At 67.3% G+C, this 20,126-nt stretch carries 22 protein-coding genes; 9 read left to right on the forward strand and 13 right to left on the reverse strand.

Going from position 1 to position 20,126, the window contains the following annotated elements; translation table 11 throughout:
* Positions 1–10 precede the first annotated feature (10 nt).
* From ACLIIZ_RS01795 to ybgC, 4 genes are read right to left on the reverse strand one after another with little or no spacing between them, the layout of a single operon-like run.
* Positions 11–796, reverse strand: coding sequence for an energy transducer TonB (locus tag ACLIIZ_RS01795; RefSeq protein WP_416690489.1), 786 nt, complete (start codon positions 794–796; stop codon positions 11–13).
* 4 nt (positions 797–800) lie between these two features.
* Positions 801–1,199: a protein TolR gene (gene tolR / locus ACLIIZ_RS01800; RefSeq protein ID WP_416690490.1), complete on the reverse strand. Its 399-nt coding sequence runs from the start codon at positions 1,197–1,199 to the stop codon at positions 801–803.
* Positions 1,200–1,202: 3 nt separating this feature from the next.
* Positions 1,203–1,880 (reverse strand): protein TolQ, encoded by a 678-nt coding sequence (tolQ, locus tag ACLIIZ_RS01805; protein ID WP_374325188.1) that lies wholly within the window; start codon positions 1,878–1,880, stop codon positions 1,203–1,205.
* Entirely contained in the window at positions 1,877–2,299 is a 423-nt protein-coding gene (gene ybgC, locus ACLIIZ_RS01810) for a tol-pal system-associated acyl-CoA thioesterase (RefSeq protein ID WP_416690491.1), read from the reverse strand. The genes tolQ and ybgC overlap by 4 nt, the downstream gene beginning before the upstream one ends.
* A gap of 124 nt (positions 2,300–2,423) precedes the next feature.
* Here ybgC and ACLIIZ_RS01815 point away from each other — a divergent pair, with 124 nt between their 5' ends.
* Positions 2,424–3,884: a sensor domain-containing diguanylate cyclase gene (locus ACLIIZ_RS01815; RefSeq protein ID WP_416690492.1), complete on the forward strand. Its 1,461-nt coding sequence runs from the start codon at positions 2,424–2,426 to the stop codon at positions 3,882–3,884.
* On the opposite strand, the gene ruvB is transcribed toward ACLIIZ_RS01815, so the two are convergent.
* From ruvB to ACLIIZ_RS01845, 6 genes are all read right to left on the reverse strand, one after another.
* Positions 3,885–4,943, reverse strand: coding sequence for a Holliday junction branch migration DNA helicase RuvB (gene ruvB, locus ACLIIZ_RS01820; protein ID WP_416690493.1), 1,059 nt, complete (start codon positions 4,941–4,943; stop codon positions 3,885–3,887).
* The gene (locus ACLIIZ_RS01825; protein ID WP_416690494.1) at positions 4,940–5,995 is read right to left on the reverse strand and encodes an AI-2E family transporter; all 1,056 of its coding nucleotides are present in this window, start codon (positions 5,993–5,995) and stop codon (positions 4,940–4,942) included. The genes ruvB and ACLIIZ_RS01825 overlap by 4 nt, the downstream gene beginning before the upstream one ends.
* The gene (ruvA, locus tag ACLIIZ_RS01830; protein WP_416690495.1) at positions 5,995–6,573 is read right to left on the reverse strand and encodes a Holliday junction branch migration protein RuvA; all 579 of its coding nucleotides are present in this window, start codon (positions 6,571–6,573) and stop codon (positions 5,995–5,997) included. The genes ACLIIZ_RS01825 and ruvA overlap by 1 nt, the downstream gene beginning before the upstream one ends.
* A gap of 34 nt (positions 6,574–6,607) precedes the next feature.
* Positions 6,608–7,141, reverse strand: coding sequence for a crossover junction endodeoxyribonuclease RuvC (gene ruvC, locus ACLIIZ_RS01835; protein WP_416690496.1), 534 nt, complete (start codon positions 7,139–7,141; stop codon positions 6,608–6,610).
* Between the two features lie 139 nt (positions 7,142–7,280).
* Positions 7,281–8,138: a DMT family transporter gene (locus ACLIIZ_RS01840; protein WP_416690497.1), complete on the reverse strand. Its 858-nt coding sequence runs from the start codon at positions 8,136–8,138 to the stop codon at positions 7,281–7,283.
* A 40-nt stretch (positions 8,139–8,178) separates the two neighbouring features.
* Positions 8,179–8,904: a YebC/PmpR family DNA-binding transcriptional regulator gene (locus ACLIIZ_RS01845; RefSeq protein ID WP_416690498.1), complete on the reverse strand. Its 726-nt coding sequence runs from the start codon at positions 8,902–8,904 to the stop codon at positions 8,179–8,181.
* Positions 8,905–9,040: 136 nt separating this feature from the next.
* Between ACLIIZ_RS01845 and ACLIIZ_RS01850 the strand changes: the two genes are divergently transcribed.
* The 5 genes from ACLIIZ_RS01850 to ACLIIZ_RS01870 all read left to right on the forward strand — a co-directional run bounded on the left by ACLIIZ_RS01850 (position 9,041) and on the right by ACLIIZ_RS01870 (position 13,319).
* Positions 9,041–9,367 carry a hypothetical protein gene (locus ACLIIZ_RS01850; protein WP_416690499.1) on the forward strand — a complete coding sequence of 109 codons (327 nt, stop codon included), beginning with the start codon at positions 9,041–9,043 and terminating at the stop codon, positions 9,365–9,367.
* 292 nt (positions 9,368–9,659) lie between these two features.
* Complete coding sequence (locus ACLIIZ_RS01855; RefSeq protein ID WP_416690500.1) at positions 9,660–11,249, forward strand: helicase HerA-like domain-containing protein; 1,590 nt, start codon at positions 9,660–9,662, stop codon at positions 11,247–11,249.
* Positions 11,250–11,282: 33 nt separating this feature from the next.
* On the forward strand, positions 11,283–11,948 hold the full coding sequence (locus ACLIIZ_RS01860) for an SMI1/KNR4 family protein (protein WP_416690501.1): 666 nt from the start codon (positions 11,283–11,285) through the stop codon (positions 11,946–11,948).
* 4 nt (positions 11,949–11,952) lie between these two features.
* Positions 11,953–12,381 carry a hypothetical protein gene (locus tag ACLIIZ_RS01865; RefSeq protein WP_416690502.1) on the forward strand — a complete coding sequence of 143 codons (429 nt, stop codon included), beginning with the start codon at positions 11,953–11,955 and terminating at the stop codon, positions 12,379–12,381.
* Positions 12,378–13,319: a LysR substrate-binding domain-containing protein gene (locus ACLIIZ_RS01870; protein WP_416690503.1), complete on the forward strand. Its 942-nt coding sequence runs from the start codon at positions 12,378–12,380 to the stop codon at positions 13,317–13,319. Before ACLIIZ_RS01865 ends, ACLIIZ_RS01870 begins: the two co-directional genes overlap by 4 nt.
* Here ACLIIZ_RS01870 and ACLIIZ_RS01875 read toward each other — a convergent pair.
* Both ACLIIZ_RS01875 and ACLIIZ_RS01880 read right to left on the reverse strand, forming a co-directional pair.
* Entirely contained in the window at positions 13,244–14,602 is a 1,359-nt protein-coding gene (locus ACLIIZ_RS01875) for a tetratricopeptide repeat protein (RefSeq protein WP_416690504.1), read from the reverse strand. The two genes, ACLIIZ_RS01870 and ACLIIZ_RS01875, sit on opposite strands and share 76 nt — an antisense overlap.
* Before the next feature lie 87 nt (positions 14,603–14,689).
* Entirely contained in the window at positions 14,690–15,694 is a 1,005-nt protein-coding gene (locus ACLIIZ_RS01880; RefSeq protein WP_416690505.1) for a GGDEF domain-containing protein, read from the reverse strand.
* Positions 15,695–16,152: 458 nt separating this feature from the next.
* Between ACLIIZ_RS01880 and ACLIIZ_RS01885 the strand changes: the two genes are divergently transcribed.
* A complete protein-coding gene (locus ACLIIZ_RS01885; RefSeq protein ID WP_416690506.1) occupies positions 16,153–17,067 on the forward strand; it encodes a branched-chain amino acid transaminase in 915 nt (304 codons plus the stop codon).
* A gap of 4 nt (positions 17,068–17,071) precedes the next feature.
* On the opposite strand, the gene ACLIIZ_RS01890 is transcribed toward ACLIIZ_RS01885, so the two are convergent.
* The gene (locus tag ACLIIZ_RS01890) at positions 17,072–17,953 is read right to left on the reverse strand and encodes a LysR family transcriptional regulator (RefSeq protein WP_416690507.1); all 882 of its coding nucleotides are present in this window, start codon (positions 17,951–17,953) and stop codon (positions 17,072–17,074) included.
* 98 nt (positions 17,954–18,051) lie between these two features.
* Here ACLIIZ_RS01890 and ACLIIZ_RS01895 point away from each other — a divergent pair, with 98 nt between their 5' ends.
* Together ACLIIZ_RS01895 and ACLIIZ_RS01900 are read left to right on the forward strand one after the other, a co-directional pair.
* The gene (locus ACLIIZ_RS01895) at positions 18,052–19,221 is read left to right on the forward strand and encodes an MFS transporter (RefSeq protein ID WP_416690508.1); all 1,170 of its coding nucleotides are present in this window, start codon (positions 18,052–18,054) and stop codon (positions 19,219–19,221) included.
* Positions 19,218–20,117 (forward strand): DMT family transporter, encoded by a 900-nt coding sequence (locus ACLIIZ_RS01900; protein WP_416690509.1) that lies wholly within the window; start codon positions 19,218–19,220, stop codon positions 20,115–20,117. Before ACLIIZ_RS01895 ends, ACLIIZ_RS01900 begins: the two co-directional genes overlap by 4 nt.
* Positions 20,118–20,126 lie beyond the last annotated feature (9 nt).

Below are 20,126 nucleotides of genomic sequence, written 5' to 3' on the forward strand. Positions count from 1 at the left end.
GTGCGCGATTTTACTCTTCAAATGGCTTGTATTTGATTTCGAGCGTGCGCTGGAATTGGCTGGGGTCGTCGGGTTTCGGCAGCGGCGAGGATTTGCGGATCGCCCGTTCGATGGCTTCGTCGAGCGCCGGCACGCCGCTTGATCGTTTCAGGCGGATCGACAGAACGTCGCCGCCGGGTAGCTGGTTGACCTCGAACAGCGCTTCCGGATTGCCGGGCAGGTTGGGCGGCAGCACGATGTTGCCGCGCACCTTGGCGCGGATCTTCGCCGCGTAGCTTTCCAGGCCGCGCCGATTGGCGGCCGCCTTCTGCGCCTGGTTGGCCAGTTCGGCCAGGCGGTCCTGCTCGGCGACAGCCTGGCGCTGGTGGTTTTCGCGTTCGAGCATTTCCTTGAACGGGTCGTTCTTCGGCTTCGGTACCGGCTTGGGTTCGGGTTTCGGCTCCGGTTTGGGCGGTTCGGGCTTGGGCTCCGGCTTTTTCGGTTCCGGCTTCTTCTTTTCTTCCTTGACGATGATGGCTGGCGGCTTCGGCGTTTCCAGCTTTTTCGGCGGCTCGGGCTTCGGTTCCGGCTTTGGCTCCGGCTTGGGTTCGGGCTTCGGCTCCGGTGCCGGTTCCGGCGGGGCGACGCGCGTCGCCTTCTGCGGTGTCGGCGACCACAGTTCGACCTGCATCGCCTCCGGCTCGCTGCGCTTCCACTGCACGCCGAGGAAAAGGGCGCCGACCAGTGCCAGATGGACCAGCAGCGTGAAGGTCAGTGCCTTCTTCTTGCCTGGTTCGACGGGAGTTTCCGGACGCATCGCCTTACTTGACCGCGGTTTCCAGCGCGACGCGGGAGAAGCCGGCCTTCTTGACCTCGTCCAGCACGCGGATCACTTCCTTGTACGGCGCCTCGCCGTCGCCGGCAACCAGCACCGCCGTCTCGCGGGCTTCCTGGCGAGCGGTGAGCTGGTCGCGCAGTGCGCGCATGTCGGCCAGCGGGCGTTCCTTGCCGTCGAGGTCGAACAGCACCAGGGCGCCGTCCTTGTCGACCTGCACCTTGAGGTACTTGTCGGGCTTCTGCGGCGCCGTGCCGGCGCTCGGCAGTTCGACCGAACCGGTCGTCATCATCGGCGTCGCCACCATGAAGATGACGAGCAGCACCAGCATCACGTCGATGTAGGGGACGACGTTGATTTCGTTCTTGAGTCGGCGCTGGCGCATGGCTTAACGCATCTGCCGCTGCAGGATGTTGGAGAACTCTTCCATGAACGACTCGTAGCGCACCGCAAGGCGGTCGATGTCGTGCGAGAAGCGGTTGTAGGCGAGCACCGCAGGGATCGCCGCGAACAGGCCGATCGCCGTCGCCACCAGGGCTTCGGCAATGCCGGGGGCGACCGAGGCGAGCGTCGCCTGGCCGACGTTGGAGAGGCCGCGGAAGGCGTGCATGATCCCCCAGACGGTACCGAACAGGCCGATGTAGGGCGATACCGAGCCGACCGAGGCGAGGAAGGCGAGGTGCGCTTCGAGGGCGTCCATCTCGCGCTGGTAGGTGGCGCGCATGGCGCGCCGCGAACCATCGACCACGTCCTTCGAGTCGAGGTGTTTCTGGCCGCGCAGTTTGGTGAATTCACGGAAGCCGGCCTCGAAGATGCGCTCCATCGAGCCGGTCTGGTGGCGGCCTTCGACCGCGCTCTGGTAGAGGTTGCTGAGATCGCCGCCGGACCAGAAGTCGCGCTCGAAGTCCTCGGTCTTGGCGCGCGCCTGGCGTACCGCGAACCACTTCATCGCGATGTAGTACCAGGACATGAAGGAGACGCCGGCGAGCAGTGCCATGACGATCTGGACGACGGCCGAAGCCTCGAGGATCAGATGGAGGATGGAAAGGTCCTGGGTGACGTTCATTTGAGTTGTTCGAGCCGGGAATGCAGGAAATCGGGAATCGGGGCGGGGGTCATCGTCGCCATGTTGACGCAGGCGATTTCAACCTCGCCGGTGACCAGTTCCTCGTCGCCGCGGCGTACCGACTGGCGGAAGACGACGCGGACGCGGGTGAGTTTCTCGACGCTCAGGCCAACCTCGATCAGATCATCGAGCCGCGCCGGCCTCAGGTATTCGCAACTGGCCTTGCGGGCGACGAAGCCGATGCCGGCTTCATCGGCGAGCTGGGCCTGGCCGAAGCCGGCGCTACGCATCCATTCGGTGCGGCAGCGCTCGAAGAAACGCAGGTAGTTGGCGTAATAGACGACGCCGCCGGCATCCGTATCCTCGTAGTAAACGCGGACCGGGATGGAAAACGAGGGCTGGTGGGCGTGGGCTGACATCCGGCGATTTTATCTTGTGCTGGAACATCCTATTGTAACGGCTTGTTTCCACGAAAATATCGCCATTTTGAACTGTCACCGGGGAAGCTGGTCTTCTGCCGCTCCCTTGCGCATAATGCCCACCATGCCCGGAAAACTCCGTCTCATCGATCGCCGCAGCCTGATCCTGCTGCTTGGCCTGCTGCTCAGCGTCGGCTTCTTCGCCACGACGCTGTTCGGCTACTTCGTCTCGCGCGAGGCGATCCGTAGCGCGATCATCGGCCAGGATCTGCCGCTGACGGCGAGCAACATCTATTCGGAAATCCAGAAGGACCTGGTGCGGCCGGTCCTGATCTCGTCGACCATGGCGCACGACACCTTCCTGCGCGACTGGGTGCTCGGTGGCGAACGCGACGTGCGGGCGATGGCCCGCTACCTGCAGGAGGTCAAGATCAGGCACAAGGCCTTCAGCAGCTTCTTCGTCTCCGAGAAGAGCACCAATTACTACACCGGCGATGGCATCCTCAAACAGGTGTCGCCGAGCGAGCCGCGCGACGTCTGGTATTACCGGGTGCGCAAGATGAGCGACGATTACGAGATCAACGTCGATCCCGACCTGGCCAACCGCGACGCGCTGACCATCTTCATCAACTACCGGGTGTTCGATTTCGACAACCGCTACATCGGCGCCACCGGCATCGGCCTCACCGTCGATTCGGTGCGCCGGCTGATCCGCGAGTACCAGGCGCGCTTCAAGCGCACCATCTACTTCACCGACGCCAGCGGTCGCGTCGTCCTCCAGGGCGACCAGGCGCCGGTATCCAACCTGCGCCAGCGGCCGGGGCTGGCGGTGCAGCTCGACGCCATCCTCAAGCAGGGCGGCGGCATGTACCAGTTCGTCGATGAGGGCGACAACCACATCCTCAACGTCAATTACCTGCCCGAACTGCAGTGGTACCTGTTCGTCGAGCAGAACGAGGACGTCGCGCTCGCCGGCGTCCGCCAGACGCTCTACATCAACCTGGTGATCAGCCTGCTGGTGACGCTGATCGTCACCTGGCTCTGTTACATCACGCTTGGCCATTACCAGTCGCGGATCGAGAAGATGGCGTCGACCGACAAGCTGACCGGGCTCCTCAATCGGCACGCCTTCGGCATCCTGATCGACAAGCTGATCGCCAGCTACCGGCGCAACCCGCGACCGATCAGTTTCCTCATCGCCGACATCGACCACTTCAAGGCGGTCAACGACGGCTACGGGCATCGCGTCGGCGATCGCGTCCTGGTCCAGGTCGCCGCCGCGCTGCGCGCCCAGTTGCGCGAGGCCGATTTCGCGGTGCGCTGGGGGGGCGAGGAATTCCTGCTGGTCCTTGCCGGTTGCACCGCCGAAGAGGCGCACAGCGTTGCCGAGAAACTGCGTCAGGCGGTTGCCGAGTCGATTCCCTGCGCCGAATGGCAGGAATTGCGGGTGACGATCAGCATCGGGGTCAGCGAGTTCGACGGCGAGGAAACCCCGGACCAGGCGATCGGCCGCGCCGACAACGCGCTCTATGTGGTCAAGCAGGGCGGCCGCAACGGCGTGGCGATGGCCGCCGCCAGCGCCTGATCAACTGTCCGAAAGCAGATCGCGCACTGCCGCGCCGGCCGGTTCCTGCAGGCCGAGGTGGCGGTAGATCGCCGGCGTCGCGATGCGCCCGCGCAGCGTGCGCTGCAGGTAACCCTGTTGGATCAGGTAGGGTTCGAGGACATCCTCGATCGTGTCGCGCGCCTCGCCAATCGCCGCCGCCAGGTTGTCGACGCCGACCGGGCCGCCGCCGAACTTGTCGATCACCGCCGACAGCAACTTGCGGTCCATCAAGTCGAGGCCGGCCGGGTCCACGTCGAGCATGTGCAGCGCCAGGTCGGCGATCCCGCGGCTGATCTTGCCGTCGGCCTTGACTTCGGCGTAGTCGCGCACCCGGCGCAACAGGCGGTTGGCGATGCGCGGCGTGCCGCGCGAGCGCTTGGCGATTTCCAGCGCGCCGTCGGGGTCGATCGGCGCGTTCAACAGCGTCGCCGAGCGGCTGACGATGCTTTTCAGTTCCTCGGCGTTGTAGAACTCGAGGCGGGCGACGATGCCGAAGCGGTCGCGCAGCGGGTTGGTCAGCATGCCGGCGCGGGTGGTTGCGCCGACCAGCGTGAACGGCGGCAGGTCGAGCTTGACCGAGCGCGCCGCCGGGCCTTCGCCGATCATGATGTCGATCTGGAAATCTTCCAGCGCCGGGTAGAGGATTTCCTCGACGACCGGGCTCAAACGGTGGATTTCGTCGATGAACAGCACGTCGTGCGGTTCGAGATTGGTCAGGATGGCGGCCAGGTCGCCGGCGCGTTCGAGCACCGGGCCGGAAGTCTGGCGCAGGTTCACGCCCATTTCGGCGGCGACGATGTGCGCCAGCGTCGTCTTGCCCAGGCCGGGCGGGCCGAACAGCAGCACGTGGTCGAGCGATTCGCCGCGCTTCTTCGCCGCCTGGATGAAGATTTCCAATTGCTCGCGGATTTTCTGCTGGCCGGTGTAGTCGGCCAGACGCTTGGGCCGCAAGGCGCGTTCGAGCGCCTCTTCCTGGGCGGATTTGGCGGTCGGCGCGATGATCCGCTCCAGCGGCGCCAGCTTGTCGGTTTCGATCATGATGTCGTTTCCTCGCGCAACCAGCGCGTCAGGAGCAGTTGGCCCAGCGCCAGCAACACCGGGCCGAGGAAGATGCCGATGAAGCCGAACACCAGCACGCCGCCGAACACGCCGAGGGCGACGATGAGCACGGAGAGGCCGGCGCCGCGTGCCATCAGGACGGGTTTGACGACGTTGTCGATGCTGCTGATGATGAGCAGCCCGTAGAGCGCCATGAAGATCGCCCAGCCGGTCTGGCCGTCGCCGTAGAGCCAGAGCGCGGCGCCGCCCCAGATCAGCGGCGGGCCGACCGGGATCATCGACAGGAAGAAAGTGGCGAAGCCGAGCAGCACCGGCGCCGGCGCGCCGGCAATGAAGAAGCCGAGCATCGCCACCGAGCTCTGCGCGGCGGCAGTGCCGACGATGCCGAGCATGACCCCGAACACGGTGCCGCGCGCCTTGTCGACCAGGCCTTCGCCGAGTTCGCCGCCGAGCTTGCGAGCGCCGCCGTAGAGCGCGGCGGCAACCACCTCGCCGTCGCGATAGAGGAAGAAGACGACGAACAGGACCAACGCCAGTTGCAGCAGACCGTTGGCGACGACGCCGCCGGCCGCGATCAGGAATTGGCGGGCTGGCGCCACGCCCTGCGCGAGCAGGGTGTTGAGCGCCTCGCGGCTGCTTGCCACTTCGTGCCAGAAGTCGATCATCCGCTGGCCGAACAGCGGCACCTCGGCAAACCAGGTCGGCGGTTCGGTCGGCAGTCCCTGCTCGACATAGGGCTTGACCAGGTCGATCAGGTGATCGGCGCCGCTGGCCAGCGCGCCGGCCAGGAAGATCGTCGGTACCAGCAGGATCAGCACCAGCAGCACGACCATCAGCGCGGCGCCCAGCGTGTCGCGCCCGCGCAGTCGAGGCAGCAGGCGGTCGCGGTAGCTTTCCCAGGTGCACACCCAGATCACCAGCGCGAACAGCAGCGCGCCGACGAAGGGCAGCAGCACGGCGACACAGCCGACGATGATCAGCACCACCAGCGCAATCTGCGCCAGCCGTTTGGGTTCGTCGTCGAGCAGCATCAGCCTTTGGACAAGAGTTTGAGCGCCTGGCGGATGCCGTCGGAGGTCCCGACGTCGGCCGGCAACTGCTTCATTGCGGCGGCGGCTTCCTTCTCGTTGTAGCCGAGCGCCAGCAGCGCATTGGAAATGTCGGCGCGGGCGTCGTCGGCCGCGACATTGAGCGTCACGCCGTCAGCCTGCGCCAGTTTGCCCTTCAGTTCGAGCAGCAGGCGTTCGGCGGTCTTCTTGCCGATCCCGGGAATCTTCACCAGGCGGCCGAGCTCCTGCTGCGCCACGGCCGCTGCCAGGTCATTGACCGACAGGCCGGAGAGCACCGACAGCGCGGTGCGCGCGCCAATCCCCGAAACCTTGAGCAACTGGCGGAAGGCGAAGCGCTCGGCCTCGCCGAGGAAACCGTAGAGGAAATGCCCGTCCTCGCGTACCGCGAAGTGGGTGAGCAGCGTCACCTTCTCGCCGACTGACGGCAGGTTGTAGAAGGTGCTCATCGGCACGTCGAGCTCGTAGCCGACGCCATTGACGTCGAGCACGATCTGCGGCGGGTTCTTTTCGACGACGAGGCCGCTGAGTCTTCCGATCATGAGGTAATCCGATACTGTATGTCCAAACAGGTTCTCATCCTATCAGTCGTCCGCCGCGAACGCGATACCCCGCCGTCGCCAGCGCCCCCAGACCCTGGCCGCCGTGCGCGTGACAGATCGCGCAGGCGAGCGCGTCGGCAGCATCCGCCGTCGGCGCGCCGGGCAGGTTCAGCAGGCGGACGATCATCGCCTGCACCTGCTCCTTAGCCGCCTTGCCGTGCCCGACCACCGCCTGCTTGACCTGCAGCGCGGTGTACTCGGCCACCGGCAGCCCGCCATGAACCAGCGCCGACATCGCCGCCCCGCGCGCCTGGCCGAGCAGCAGCGTGGACTGCGGATTGACGTTCACAAACACCTTCTCGATCGCCGACTGATCCGGCCGGTAAGTGGCAATCACCTCGCCGATGCCAGCGAACAGCGTACCGATGCGCTCGGGCAGCGATTCCTTGTCGTTCGACTTGATGCAGCCGCTGGCGACATAGGCCAGCTGGTTGCCATGCTTCTCGATGACCCCAAAGCCGGTCACGCGCAGCCCGGGATCAATACCAAGAATACGGAGCGCACTCATTGCAGCGGCTTTCCGCATTGCGCGTGGTCGGCTTCAGCGCAGGCTGACCGGCGTCGCCGGTCAAGCGGGCGAAGCCCGCGGCCGAAGCTAAAACCGGTCACGCGCAGGCCGGGGTCGATGCCGAGGATACGTACGCCGCTCATTTGGCCGGCCTTGCCACCAGATACACCCCGCCGACCGCCACCGCCATGCCGAGCACGGCGACCGGCGTCAGCGTCTCGCCGAACACGGCCCAGGCGATCAGCGCCGTCGTCGGTGGCGTCAGGTAGAAGAGGCTGGCGACATTGACCGCGCTGCCGTTGCGGATCAAGAGGTTGAGCAGGCTGATCGCGCCGAGCGAGAGGATCAGCACCAGCCAGCCGAGCGCGAACAGGAATTCGCCGCTCCAGTCGATGCGGTAATCCTCGAACAGTGCGACGGCGATACCGGTGACGATGGCGCTCGGCACGAACTGGATCAGCGCGCCGGTACGCAGGTCGAAACGGGCGCAGAAACGTTTCTGGTACAGCGTGCCGGCGGTGATCGCCAGCAGCGCGACCAGCGCCGGCAGCAGCATCGGTCCGAGCGCGCCGTCGCCGAGCTTGCCGGAAACGACCAGGGCGACACCGACAAAACCCATCGCCAGGCCGCCCCACTGGCGGCCGCTGACCTTTTCGCCGAGCAGCCAGCCGGCGCTGCAGGCGGTGAGCAGCGGCTGCATGCCGACCACCAGCGCGGTGATCCCGGCCGGCAGGCCGTGGCCGATGGCGACGAAGACGCCGCCCAGGTAAAGCGCGTGGACCAGCAAGCCGGAGACCGCGATGTGCAGCCACTGTTGCGCATCGCGCGGCCACGGCGCGCGTGTCGCCAGTGCCACCGGCAGCATCAGCGCGACGACCAGACAGTAGCGGGTGAGCAGGAAAGAGAGCGGTTCGGCATGCGGCAGGCCGAACTTGGCACCGATGAAACCGGTGCTCCACAGGAAGACGAACAACAGGGGCCAGGCTGCGGCGGTCATTGCCCGGCCCCGCCCCGCGATGTCGTCTCCCGTCCCGGGGTCACTCCTCGATGACCGCCGTGGTGTAGATTTCCTGGACGTCGTCCAGGCCTTCCAGCGCGTCGAGCAGCTTCTGCATCTTTACCGCGTCGTCGCCGACAAAGACGTTCTCGCCTTCCGGCTTCATCGTCACTTCCGAGAACTCGGGCGTGAAACCGGCCGCTTCCAGTGCGTCCTTGACGGCGATGAACTCGGTCGGCGCGGTCAGCACCTCGATCGAACCGTCGTCGTTGGTCGCCACGTCGTCGGCGCCGGCTTCGATGGCGGCGTCCATCAGCGCCGCCTCATCGGTACCGGGAGCGAAGATCAGCTGGCCGCAGTGCTTGAACTGGAAGGCCACGCAGCCGTCGGTGCCCATGTTGCCGCCGTACTTGTTGAAGGCGTGGCGGACTTCGGCCACCGTGCGGGTCTTGTTGTCGGTCAGGCAGTCGACCATGATCGCCGCGCCGCCGATGCCGTAGCCTTCATAGCGGATCTCGACGTATTCGACGCCTTCCAGCTCGCCGGTGCCCTTTTTGATCGCCGTGTCGATCTTGTCCTTGGGCATGTTGACGCCCTTGGCCTTGTCGACCGCGACGCGCAGGCGCGGGTTGAAGCTCGGATCACCCCCGCCCATCTTGGCGGCGACGGTGATTTCCTTGGCAATCTTGGAGAAAGTCGCGCCGCGCTTCTCGTCCTGACGGCCCTTGCGGTGCTGGATGTTTGCCCACTTCGAGTGACCTGCCATGCTGATTTCCTGAATGCGAATAACGAAGAAGCGGCGATTTTACCCGTCCGGCGTTCTCCCGTCAGGCCGCCACGCCGCTTTTTGGGTCCGCTTGTTGCTTGCTTTGACGATCTTTTCTGCGGAACCCGCCATCACCATGAAGAAACCCACCCTCAGCCAGAGCCTCAAGGCCCGCCGGCGCAGCCGGCAGATGGTCATCGGCGTCACCTGGTACACCCCGGAAACCTGGGCCCGCGTCAAAGCCACGGCGACCGATCCGGAATGTTTCGAAGACAGCTTCGACAAGTGGAAAGCCATGGCCGTCGCGGCTCGCCGCAATTTTCAGCGCTCCGGCGTGATGGCCCTGGAATGCCAGATCGACCCCGACGAATTCGCCGCCTGGTGCGCCGCCAATCAGCAGGAAAACAACTCGACCTCGCGCGGCGAGTTCGTTTCGGTCGTGCTCAGCGCGGCGCACGAATAAAAGGACTGAAACAGTCGGCTTTGTCGCAAAGGAGACAAGGGGGCGCCGTCGCACTGCGGGCTGGCGTCTGTAAAGTTCCGGTTTGTCGACGAATCATCTTCCGAGGTGATGCGCGATGCAGTCGTGCTTCTGGCTTGCCGCGCTTGCTTCGGCCAGCCCGGCCAGAGAAGTTCGGGGCAATGTTCGGCAAGGCGCTGTTCGCCGCCGCTGGTCGTCGCTTTACCCTCCTTCACCCCAGCCCGCCGCCCGGGCGCTAGAATGCCGGCATCTGATCCTGCCCGGAGTTTTCCCCATGTCCGAACCGCTTTACCTCGCCAAGTCCGCCGACGGCTATCCCGCCCTGCTGCCGCAGATGACCAACCGCCACGGGCTGATCACCGGGGCGACCGGGACCGGCAAGACGGTGACCCTGCAGACGCTGGCCGAACGCTTGTCCTACATCGGCGTGCCGGTGTTCATGGCCGACGTCAAGGGCGACCTGTCCGGCATGGGGGCGGTCGGTACGCCCAGTCCCAAGCTGTTGAAGCGGGTCGAGGAACTGGGGTTGGAGGGTTACGCCAATTACGCCAATACCGTCGCTTTCTGGGATGTTTTCGGCGAGAACGGCGTGCCGGTGCGGGCGACGGTGTCCGACATGGGGCCGTTGCTGCTGGCCCGCCTGCTCAACCTCAACGACACCCAGTCCGGCGTGCTGCAACTGGTGTTCAAGATCGCCGACGACCAGGGCCTGTTGCTGCTCGATCTCAAGGACCTGCGGGCGATGGTCCAGCACGTCGGCGACAACGCGGCGCAGTTCAAAACCGAGTACGGCAACGTGTCGACGGCGTCGATCGGCGCCATCCAGCGCGGCCTGCTGACGCTCGAGGAGCAGGGCGGCGACGTCTTCTTCGGCGAGCCGATGCTCGACATCGCCGACCTGATGCAGGTCGACAGCAACGGGCGCGGCGTCATCAACGTGCTCGCCGCCGAGAAGCTGATCCATGCGCCGGCCCTCTATTCGACCTTCCTGCTCTGGCTGCTCGCCGAATTGTTCGAGCAGTTGCCGGAAGCCGGCGATCTCGACCAGCCGAAGCTGGTCTTCTTCTTCGACGAGGCGCATCTGCTTTTTGACGACGCGCCGGCGGCGCTGGTGGACAAGGTCGAGCAGGTGGTGCGGCTGATCCGCTCGAAGGGCGTCGGCGTCTTCTTCGTCACCCAGAACCCGCTCGATGTCCCGGAAAAAATCCTCGGCCAGCTCGGTAACCGCGTCCAGCATGCCTTGCGCGCGTTTACGCCGCGCGACCAGAAGGCGGTGCAGTCGGCCGCCGAGACGATGCGCGCCAATCCGAAGTTCAACGCTGCCGAGGCGATCACCGAACTGGGCGTCGGCGAGGCGCTGGTTTCCTTCCTCGACGAGAAGGGGCGGCCCAACATCGTCGACCGCGCCTTCATCTTCCCGCCCGCCTCGCGCCTCGGTCCGCTGAGCGTCGACGAACGGCGCGCCAGCATCGAGGCCTCGCCGCTGCTCGCCACCTACGGGACGACGGTCGACCGCGAATCGGCCTACGAAATCCTGCGCGGCCAGCCGGCGGCGCCGAAGAAGGCCGGTCCCGGCGCCATTCCGGCACCTGCCGCACCCGGCGGTCCGGCCCGGCCGACGGCGATGCCGCGCCCGCAACCGGCCCCGGCGCCCGCGCCAGCGGAAACCTCGGGCGGCGGTTTCCTGGGCGGCCTGGGCGACATGCTGACCGGTACCACCGGCCCGCGCGGCGGCCGCCGCGAAGGGGTGCTGGAAGCTGCCGCCAAGAGCGCCGCGCGCAGCGTCGCCGGCACCGTCGGCCGCGAGCTCGGCCGGCAGATCCTGCGTGGCGTGCTCGGCTCCATCCTCGGCGGCCGGCGCTGAGAAGCGCGGTCCCGGCCAGCGGATGCCGCCAGCATGGCAAAACGTCGCCAAGCGCAGGAAGAGATTGGCCGCCTTGTCGGTGAGGCCATGCTGGGCGTCGATCGGGCGGTGAGCGCGGCGGCGACCGGCAAGGATCGCCCGCCCGGCGAAATGATCGAGCTCTGGCTGGGTAGCAAGCTGCTGCAGGCATCGGGTCTGGCGCCGCAGCGGCAGCCGGCGGCGTCGGCAGCGCAGATTGCGGCGGCCGAAGCGCGGCTGGGCTGGCCGCTGCCGGAGCAACTGCGCGATTTCTATCGGGCCAGCAACGGCATCGCCTGGTCCGGCCTCGCCGAAACTGGGGGCTATTTTCCGGCGCTCGACCGGTTGTCGACCGCTGGCAAGCTTGTCCCGCCGTTATCGCTGCGCCAGGAGGCGCACTGGCGCAAATATCGGGCAAATAATGGCGAAGACCGGCGAATTGGTCTCTATCCGCCGGGGGTTTTCAGCGTTCTCGGGGAACCGGAGCGCTGGCTCGAGTATGCCGAACTCGATCCTTTCCTCGCCCTGCAGCAGGCCAGCGCTTCCCGTTGTCTGCTGATCGCGCAAGGTCCCGGCCTGGCCGTGCCGGTCGGTCATGTGCTCGATGTGGAGAACCTGGTGGCGAGCCATTTCCAGAGTCTTGCCCACTGGTTGTCGGTGCAACTCTGTCTGGGGGAGTGAACAGATGAGGATCGTCCTGCTGCTGTTGTTTCTGGCACTGTTGTTTGCCGCCTATCGCCTGCTGCGCCGCTCGCGTTTCGGCCTCGACGCGGTACTCGATGACTACGCCAGACGGCGCGCCACCGAGGATGTGACGCCGGAAAGCGCCCCCTGGTTCGGTCGCACCGGCCTGCCGGAAGCCGACGAGCGCGAACTGCCGCGCTACCTGCGCCGGGAATTCGGCGAACTGCTCGATGTACCGGGTGCGTTGCAGGCAGCCGATCTGGTCTATCTCGGCCGGTTTGCCGATGGCGCGGGCAGCGTCCATTTCTGGCGCATTCCCCGCCGCGACGGAGAAACGGACTATTACGCCTACATCGAGGTCGCTGCCGACGGCGAGACCGCTTGCTTCGGCTGGGGCGACCGCAGCCCCGAGCAACTGCCGGCGCGATGACCGACCTGCCGCCCCTGCACACGCTGCCCGCCTTCGAGGCGGCGGCGCGCCTGGGCAGTTTCCTGGCGGCGGCGCAGGCACTGCACCTGACGCCGTCGGCGATCAGTCACCGCATCCGGCTGCTCGAGGCGCACCTCGGCCAGCCGCTGTTCGAACGCCGCCACCGGGCGGTGGCGCTGACCCCGGTCGGCCGCCGCTACCTCGCCGTGGTGCGCGATACGCTGCTACGTCTCGACGAAGCAAGCGCTCACCTGCGATCGCCGCGCCAGGAGCGCTTGCGCATTTCGGCGGCGCCAGCGCTCGGCAGCCAGTGGCTGGTCGGCCGCGTCGCCGCTTACCAGGCGCGCCACCCGGCGCTGGAGTTCGCGCTTGCCACCGCCACCGGGCTGGGGCCGCTGCTCGCCGGCGAGGCCGACATCGGCCTGCGCTACGGCGAGGAGGAATGGCCCGGCCTGCTCGCCTGGAAGTTGTTCGAGGAACGCGTCTTCCCGGTGTGCAGCCCGGCGCTGGCCGCCGGCCTGACGGTGCCGGCCGACCTCGACACCTGCCGCCTGTTGCGCCACCCGCTGCTCTCATGGGCTCGCTGGTTCGCCGCCGCCGGCTTGCAGCGGCCCGAGCCGGCGAGCGGGCCGCTGTACGAGGATGCGCTGCTGATGCTCGAAGGCGCCGTCGCCGGCCATGGCGTGGCGCTGATGGCCGGCAGCCTGGCGGCGCCCTACCTGGCCGACGGGCGGCTGTGTCGGCCGTTTGCCGTCGACTGTCCTGACCGCAGTTTCTACGTCGTGGCGCCGCCGGCGATCCAGGAGCGGCCGGCGGCGATGGCTTTCATCCGCTGGCTGGTACGCGGCGCGCACGATGCCGTTCAGGTGGCGGCGAAGGCAGCGAGCGCGGCGGCAACAGCATCGATCACCGGCGACCAGCCGCCGCCCGGCGGCTGACGGAAGAGACGGACGACGCCCGGGTACCAGGGCGTATCGGTGCGTCCTTCCAGCCAGCGCCAGTCGGTTTTGTAATCCGGCAGCAGCACCCAGCACGGCTTGCCGAGTGCGCCGGCAAGGTGGGCGACGGCGGTGTCGACGGCAATCACCAGGTCGAGGTTGGCGATGATCGCCGCCGTATCGGCGAAGTTGCCGATTTCCGCCGCCAGGTCGGTGAGTGGGAAGGGCGGTGCGGCTGCCTCGTTCTCGCCGGCGCCCTTCTGCAGGCTGAAAAATTGCAGGCCGGGGATGCCGGCCAGCGGCGCCAGCGTGCCTAGCGACGGTAGCGAGCGCTCGCGGTCGTTCTCGAAGCGCGGGTTGCCCTTCCACACCAGGCCGACACGCCGTCCCTCGTCAGCCCCAAGGCGACCGGCCCAGGCGGCGACAGCGGCAGGTTCGGCGGCCAGGTAGGGGAGTTCAGCGGGGATCGAGTCGAGCCGGGTGGCGAAGCGGTAGGGCAGGCTCAAGGGCGGCGTCCAGAAATCCCAATGCGGGTCGGCGACGCCGTCGCCAAGCGCGATGCTGTCGTCGACGCCGGGCAGGCGGCGCAGCAGACGGGCCAGCGGCGGATGGCAGAGCACCGAGACGCGCCGCGCGCCGGCCGCCTTCAGTTGCGCGCTGTAGCGACAGAACTGGATCATGTCGCCGTGCCCGGCTTCCAGGCCGATCAGGATCGCCTTGCCGGCAAGCGGCTCGCCCTGCCAGCGCGGCAGCGCCAGTGCACGGTCGAGCGCGGCGTACCAGTCGCGCGCTTCCAGGCGGGCCCAGCCTTCCTCGTAGCGCCCCTGGCGCAGCAACACGTAGGCCAGGTTGAAGGCGGCAGCGCCGTGCCCGGAGTTGATCGCCAGTGCGCTGCGGTAGCACTGTTCGGCCTCGGCTTCCCGCTTGTGGCAGGCGTAGAGAACACCGAGCTGGCTCCAGGCGTCCGCCGCCTGCGGGTCGTCCCGCAGGGCGCGCAGGTAGCAGGCCTCGGCCTCGGCGAAACGCTTCTGCGCGGCGAGCAGCAGGCCGAAATTGAGGCGCGCCTGCACTAGCGCCGGGGCCAGCGCCAGGGTTTGCCGGTAGGCGGCTTCGGCCAGTTCGCTGCGGCCCTGCCGGTCGTACACCAGGGCGAGGTTGGCCCGGGCTTCGGCGAGGTCGGGTGCTTCCCGCAGGATGTCCTGCAGCAGCACTTCGGCGGCCGCCAGTTCGCCGTCGCCGAGCAGGCGGCTGGCGCTCAGGAAGAGGGTTTCGAGGTCGGGCATGCGGTCGTGGACAAGCTCGGTAATAGGTGCGCCATCCGGAAACGGCAGCTGACTGTTCAGTGGGGTTTCCCGGCGCGTAACGGCGGTTCAGGGCGGCGCGCCTTCAGCGCCCTGAATCTGGTTGCGGCCGGCCGCCTTGGCCCGATACATGGCGCTATCGGCCTCGGCCAGCAGTTGGGAAAAACGCGCTGCGCAATCCGGCGTGATCTCCCGATCCGCGGCCAGGGTTGCCACCCCGATACTGACGCTGCAGGAGGTGACGATGTCGCTGGCGAGGCTGATCGGCTGTTCGGCGACCGATTCGCACAACCATTGCGCGAGTCGCCAGGCGTCGGTGTAGCCCGTTGCCGGCAACAGGATGGCGAACTCTTCGCCACCGATCCGGGCCACCAGGTCGATGTCGGAACGGAAGCGCTTCCGGCAGCGATCGGCGACCGCGCAGATCACGCGGTCGCCTGCCGGATGGCCCCAGGTGTCGTTGACGCACTTGAAGTGATCGATGTCGACGATCAGCAGCGACAGAGGCTGCGTCTGACGCTGGGCGCGGCGGCATTCCTTCTCGCCCATCTCGAACAGACTGCGCCGGTTGGCCAGGCCGGTCAGCGCATCGGTGGTCGCCAGCGTCTGCAGGATGGCGTTCATGCGGTCGAGTTCGCGGTTCTGCTCGGCCAGCTTGTAATTGGCGGCGGAAATTTCCTCTTCGCGGCGCTTGCGGTCGTCGATATTGAAAGTGACGCCGATGAAGCGGCGGCCGGCGGGTTCGGCGAGCGTCATGATCTTGCCGTAGTTGGCATACCAGACCCAGGCGCCGTCGCGCGAGCGCCGCCGGAATTCGCAGCGGTATTGCCGCGTCCTGCCGTCCAGGTGCTCGGCGATGGCGGCCCGCACCCGCGCCAGATCGCCCGGATGCACGAGGGCGAACAGATCGTCCATGTAGGCCAGCGATTCCTGGCTGTCGTAGCCGAGGTCGCTGAGTATGCGGGAGACGCGGTGCGTCACCTCGCCGCTGATCAGATCGTTTTCCCAGAGGTCCATGCCGGCAGCCTCCAGCGCCAGGTGCAGGCGTTCCCGGTAAGGTTCGCTATCGATCACGATATCGGGCGCGGCATTCCGGCATTGCGTCGCCAGAACCGATGCGGCGCGGCAGGCTGGCCAGCGCTGCACTGGAAGTCGTCAAGTCTGTACTCGTCGTACTTCACTGCGTCTCCTCACGAATATCGTTTTGCGCACGCCGAAGCCTGCCCTTGTCTCGGAATAGTATTGCCGTCGAATCCGTTCTCCGTCAATGCAGGAAACGGCGCGTCCGGCAGGCGAAGTGATGCGACGGTCTGGGGCGCGCCCGGTGGGCTTAAATGAAACGAATTCATGTGCGATGATGAAGATTCGTTTGTTTTCACTCTTGCTCAGGCCGATCCTTTCCTCACCGTTCATTCCGTCAGCGCACGCCTACCCGGTGCTTGTGACAGCGGACATCGTCGCGCTCAACCCGGCGCGCGCTTCAGCGGACCGCTGTCGCGGTCAACCGAGATATCTCCATGAGGAAAACCACCATGCAAGACAAAGACGGATTCATCTGGCTCGACGGCCACTGGTTGCCCTGGCGCGATGCCAAGGTGCACGTGCTGACCCATACCCTGCATTACGGCTACGGCTGTTTCGAAGGCCTGCGCGCCTACGCGACGCCGGCCGGCCCGGCGATCTTCCGGCTCGCCGAGCATCTCAAGCGCCTGGAAGATTCGGCGCACATCCTGGCCATCGAACTGCCTTTCGAGCGTGCCGCGCTGGCCGCCGCCTGCCGCCAGGCGGTGACGCGCAACGGCCTCGCCAGCGGCTACATCCGGCCGCTGGTCTTTCTCGGCGCCGAAAAGACCGGCGTCGACCCGGCCGGCGCCGCCACCCACGTGATGATCGCCGCCTGGGACTGGGGCGCCTATCTCGGCCAGACGGCGCTGGAGAACGGCATCCGCGTGCGCGTTTCGTCGTACGCGCGGCACCACCCGAACGTGCAGATGTGCCGGGCCAAGGCCATTTCAATGTACGCCAACTCCATCCTCGCCGTGCGCGAAGCGCGCCGTGACGGCTACGACGAAGCGCTGCTGCTCGACACCGAGGGCTACGTCGCCGAAGGTTCGAGCGAAAACCTCTTCCTGGTCCGCGACGGCGAGCTGCTGCAGCCGGAAACCACCTCGGCGCTCGACGGCATCACCCGCCGCACGGTGTGCACGCTGGCCGGCGAACTCGGCCTGGCGGCGCGCAGCAAGCGCATCACCCGCGACGAACTGTACTGCGCCGACGAGGTCTTCCTGACCGGTACCGCCGCCGAAATCACGCCGGTGATCGAGGTCGACCGCAGGAAAATCGGCAACGGCCGGCCCGGTCCGCTCACCCGCCAACTGCAGCAGGCTTTCTTCGCCTGCGTGCGCGGCGAGGATGCGCGCCACGCCGATTGGCTGACCCCGGTCTGAGGCCTCAGGCGCCCATGGTCGCCAGGTGGTCGAACAGCGCACGCGCTGCCGGGCCGAGGGCGGCGCGTTCGCGGACGCACAGATGGAGGTCGCGCGGCGCCCAGGCGTCGGCGATCTCCACCGTCTGCAGGCGCTCGTCGGCGGCGACCGAGGAGCGCGGCACCATGCCGATGCCGACGCCGGCGCCGACCATGCGGCAGACGGCGGCGAAGCTGCGCACCTGGATGCGCACGTCGAGCCGGCCGCCGAGGCGCGCCGCGTGGTTCATCATGAAGGTGTGGATGGCGCTGCCGGCGTGCAGGCAGACAAAGGACTCGCTCAAGACGTCGGCGAAAGCGATTTCGGTTTTTTGCGCCAGCGGATGCTCGGCGGCAACGATCAGCACCAGCCGGTCGCGCCGGTAGGGTGTCACTTCCAGGCCACCGAAATCGCCTTCGGCGGCGACCACGCCGATATCGACCTGGCCGGCGGCGACCGCGCCGACGATCGCCGGGCTCGGCTGTTCTTCCAAGCTGACGCGAATCTGCGGGTGCTCGCGCAGGAAGTCGCCGAGGTCTTCGGGCAGGAAGCAGTTGATCGCGTTGGTGTTGGCGAATACCGTCACCTGGGCGTTCAGGCCGCTGGCGTAGGGGGCGAGGTCGGCGTGCATCTGTTCGAGCTGGGCGAACACCTGGCGGGCGTGGCGGAGCAGCGATTCACCGGCGACGGTCGGCGTCAGGCCGCGCGCGTGGCGTTCGAAGAGGGCCACGCCGAGGCTCGCCTCAAGTTGGCTCAAACGATGGCTGGCCGACGACGGCGCCAGGTGCACGCGCTCGGCAGCACGGCTCAGGGCGCCGCAGTCGGCGATCGCGGCGACGAGCCGGAGATCGGGAAGGTCGTAGTGCATGGTTTCGTCTGTATCGAATGCTCGCTTGCGATAATACCAATTGCCGACGACGCCCGCCCGGCGTTCAATCGACCCCCTGAACCTTGCCGGGAAACGCCTTGTCTTCGCCCCTTTCGTTCCGCATCACGCTGGCCTTGTCGCTGGCGGGATTTTCCTGCTTCCTGCTGCTCTACGGCACGCAGCCGCTGCTGCCACAACTGACGGTCGCTTTCGGCATCACGCCGGGAAGCGCCAGCCTGGCGGTGACCGCCGGCACCGGCATGATGGCCTTGCTGCTCATCCCGCTCAGCCTGATCGCCGACCGCTGGGGGCGCGAGCGGCTGATGCGCATCGGCCTTGCCGGCGCCGCCGTCTTTTCGCTGGCCTCCGCCTGGGCCCCCGATTTCTGGTTGCTGGTGGCGGCCCGCGCCGGGCTCGGCGTCTGCATCGCCGGCGTGCCGGCGGCGGCGATGGCCTATCTTGGCGAGGAACTGCCGCCCGCCGAGCGGGCGCGGGCGATGGGTCTCTACATCGGCGCCAATGCGCTTGGCGGCATGGCCGGCCGCCTGCTCGCCGCCGCCGTCAGCGACTGGGCCGGCAACTGGCACGACGGCCTGCTCGCCGTCAGCCTGCTCGGCCTGCTGGTTGCCGTCGCCTTCTGGCGCCTGCTGCCGCCGGCCGCGCACTTCCGGCCACATTCGCTGCAGCCGCGTCAGCTGTTTGCCGACGTCCGCCGCATCTACGCCGATCCCGGGCTGCCCTGGCTGTTCTGCACCGCCTTCCTGAGCATGGGGACGCTGGTCGGCCTCTACAACTACCTGCCCTTCCGCCTCGGCCTGGCGCCTTACGAACTGGGGCCGGCGGCGATCGGCAGCATCTTCCTGCTCTATGCGGTGGGCAGTTGGTCGTCGGCCTGGGCCGGCCGCCAGGTCGCCCGCCACGGCCGCCAGCGCATGCAGTTGCTGATGGCGCTGCTGATGACCGCCGGCATCGCGCTGACGCTGGCGACGCCGCTGTGGCTGATCGTCGGCGCGCTGACGCTGTATACCTTCGGCTTCTTCGCCGTCCATTCGGTGGCCAGCGCCTGGGTCGGCCACCGCGCCGGGCCGCGTCGCGGTTTCGTTGCGGCGCTTTACTTGTCGAGCTACTACCTCGGCGGCAGCGTCGTCGGCACCGCCACCGGCTGGGCCTGGAGCCATGCCGGCTGGCCGGGGGTGACGGCGGCGGCGCTGCTCTGCGCCGGGGCGGTGATCGGCATCGCCTGGCATCTGCGGCGGCTCGCGCAATGAGCGGCAACGGCGGCACCGAACGCCTCGGTCTCCTGCTGGCGCTGGTCGGCGCGCTCGGCTTCTCGCTGAAGGCGATCTTCATCAAGCTTGCCTACCCCTACGGCGTCGACGCGATCACCCTGCTCGCGCTGCGCATGGGTTTTTCGTTGCCGGTCTTCCTGTGGGCCGGCCTGCTGCGCCGCCACGGCGGCGCGCCGCTCGGCGCCGGCGACGGCTGGCGCCTGTTCCTGCTCGGCGTACTCGGCTACTACGGCGCCAGCATCCTCGATTTCTGGGGGCTGCAGTACATCTCGGCGGGGCTGGAGCGGCTGATCCTGTTCACCTACCCGACGCTGACCCTGCTCATCGGCGTCCTTTTTCAGGGCCGCCCGTTCACCCGCCGCGAACTGCTTGCCGTCGTCCTCTGCTACGCCGGCATCGGCTTCGCCTTCGCCCACGACCTGGCCTTTGCCGATACCCGTAGCGTGCTGATCGGCGGCGGCCTGGTGTTCGCGTCGAGTGTCGCCTATGCCCTCTATCTTTCCGGCAGTGGGGCGATGATCCAGCGTCTCGGGTCGCTGCGTTTCTCGGCGCTGGCGATGCTGATGTCGACCGGCGTCACCCTGCTCCACTTTGCCGTCGCCCAGCCGTTGTCCGCCCTCGTCCAGCCGCTGCCGGTGTATGGCTGGGCGCTTGCCATGGCGGTTTTCGCAACGGTGATTCCGGTCTTCGCGCTGGGCGGTGCGATCCACCGTCTCGGCGCCGGGCGCGCCGCGCTCTACGGCATGGTCGGGCCGATCCTGACCATTGGTTTCGGCTGGTGGTTGCTCGCCGAGCCGGTGTCGGCGGCGCAACTGGCTGGCGCGGCGCTGGTCGTCGCCGGGGTTTTCGTGGTCGGCAGGGGGCGCAACAAGTAGGTCTCGCGG

It is taken from the genome of Azonexus caeni (genome assembly GCF_048146105.1).
Lineage (GTDB): Bacteria > Pseudomonadota > Gammaproteobacteria > Burkholderiales > Rhodocyclaceae > Azonexus > Azonexus aromaticus_B.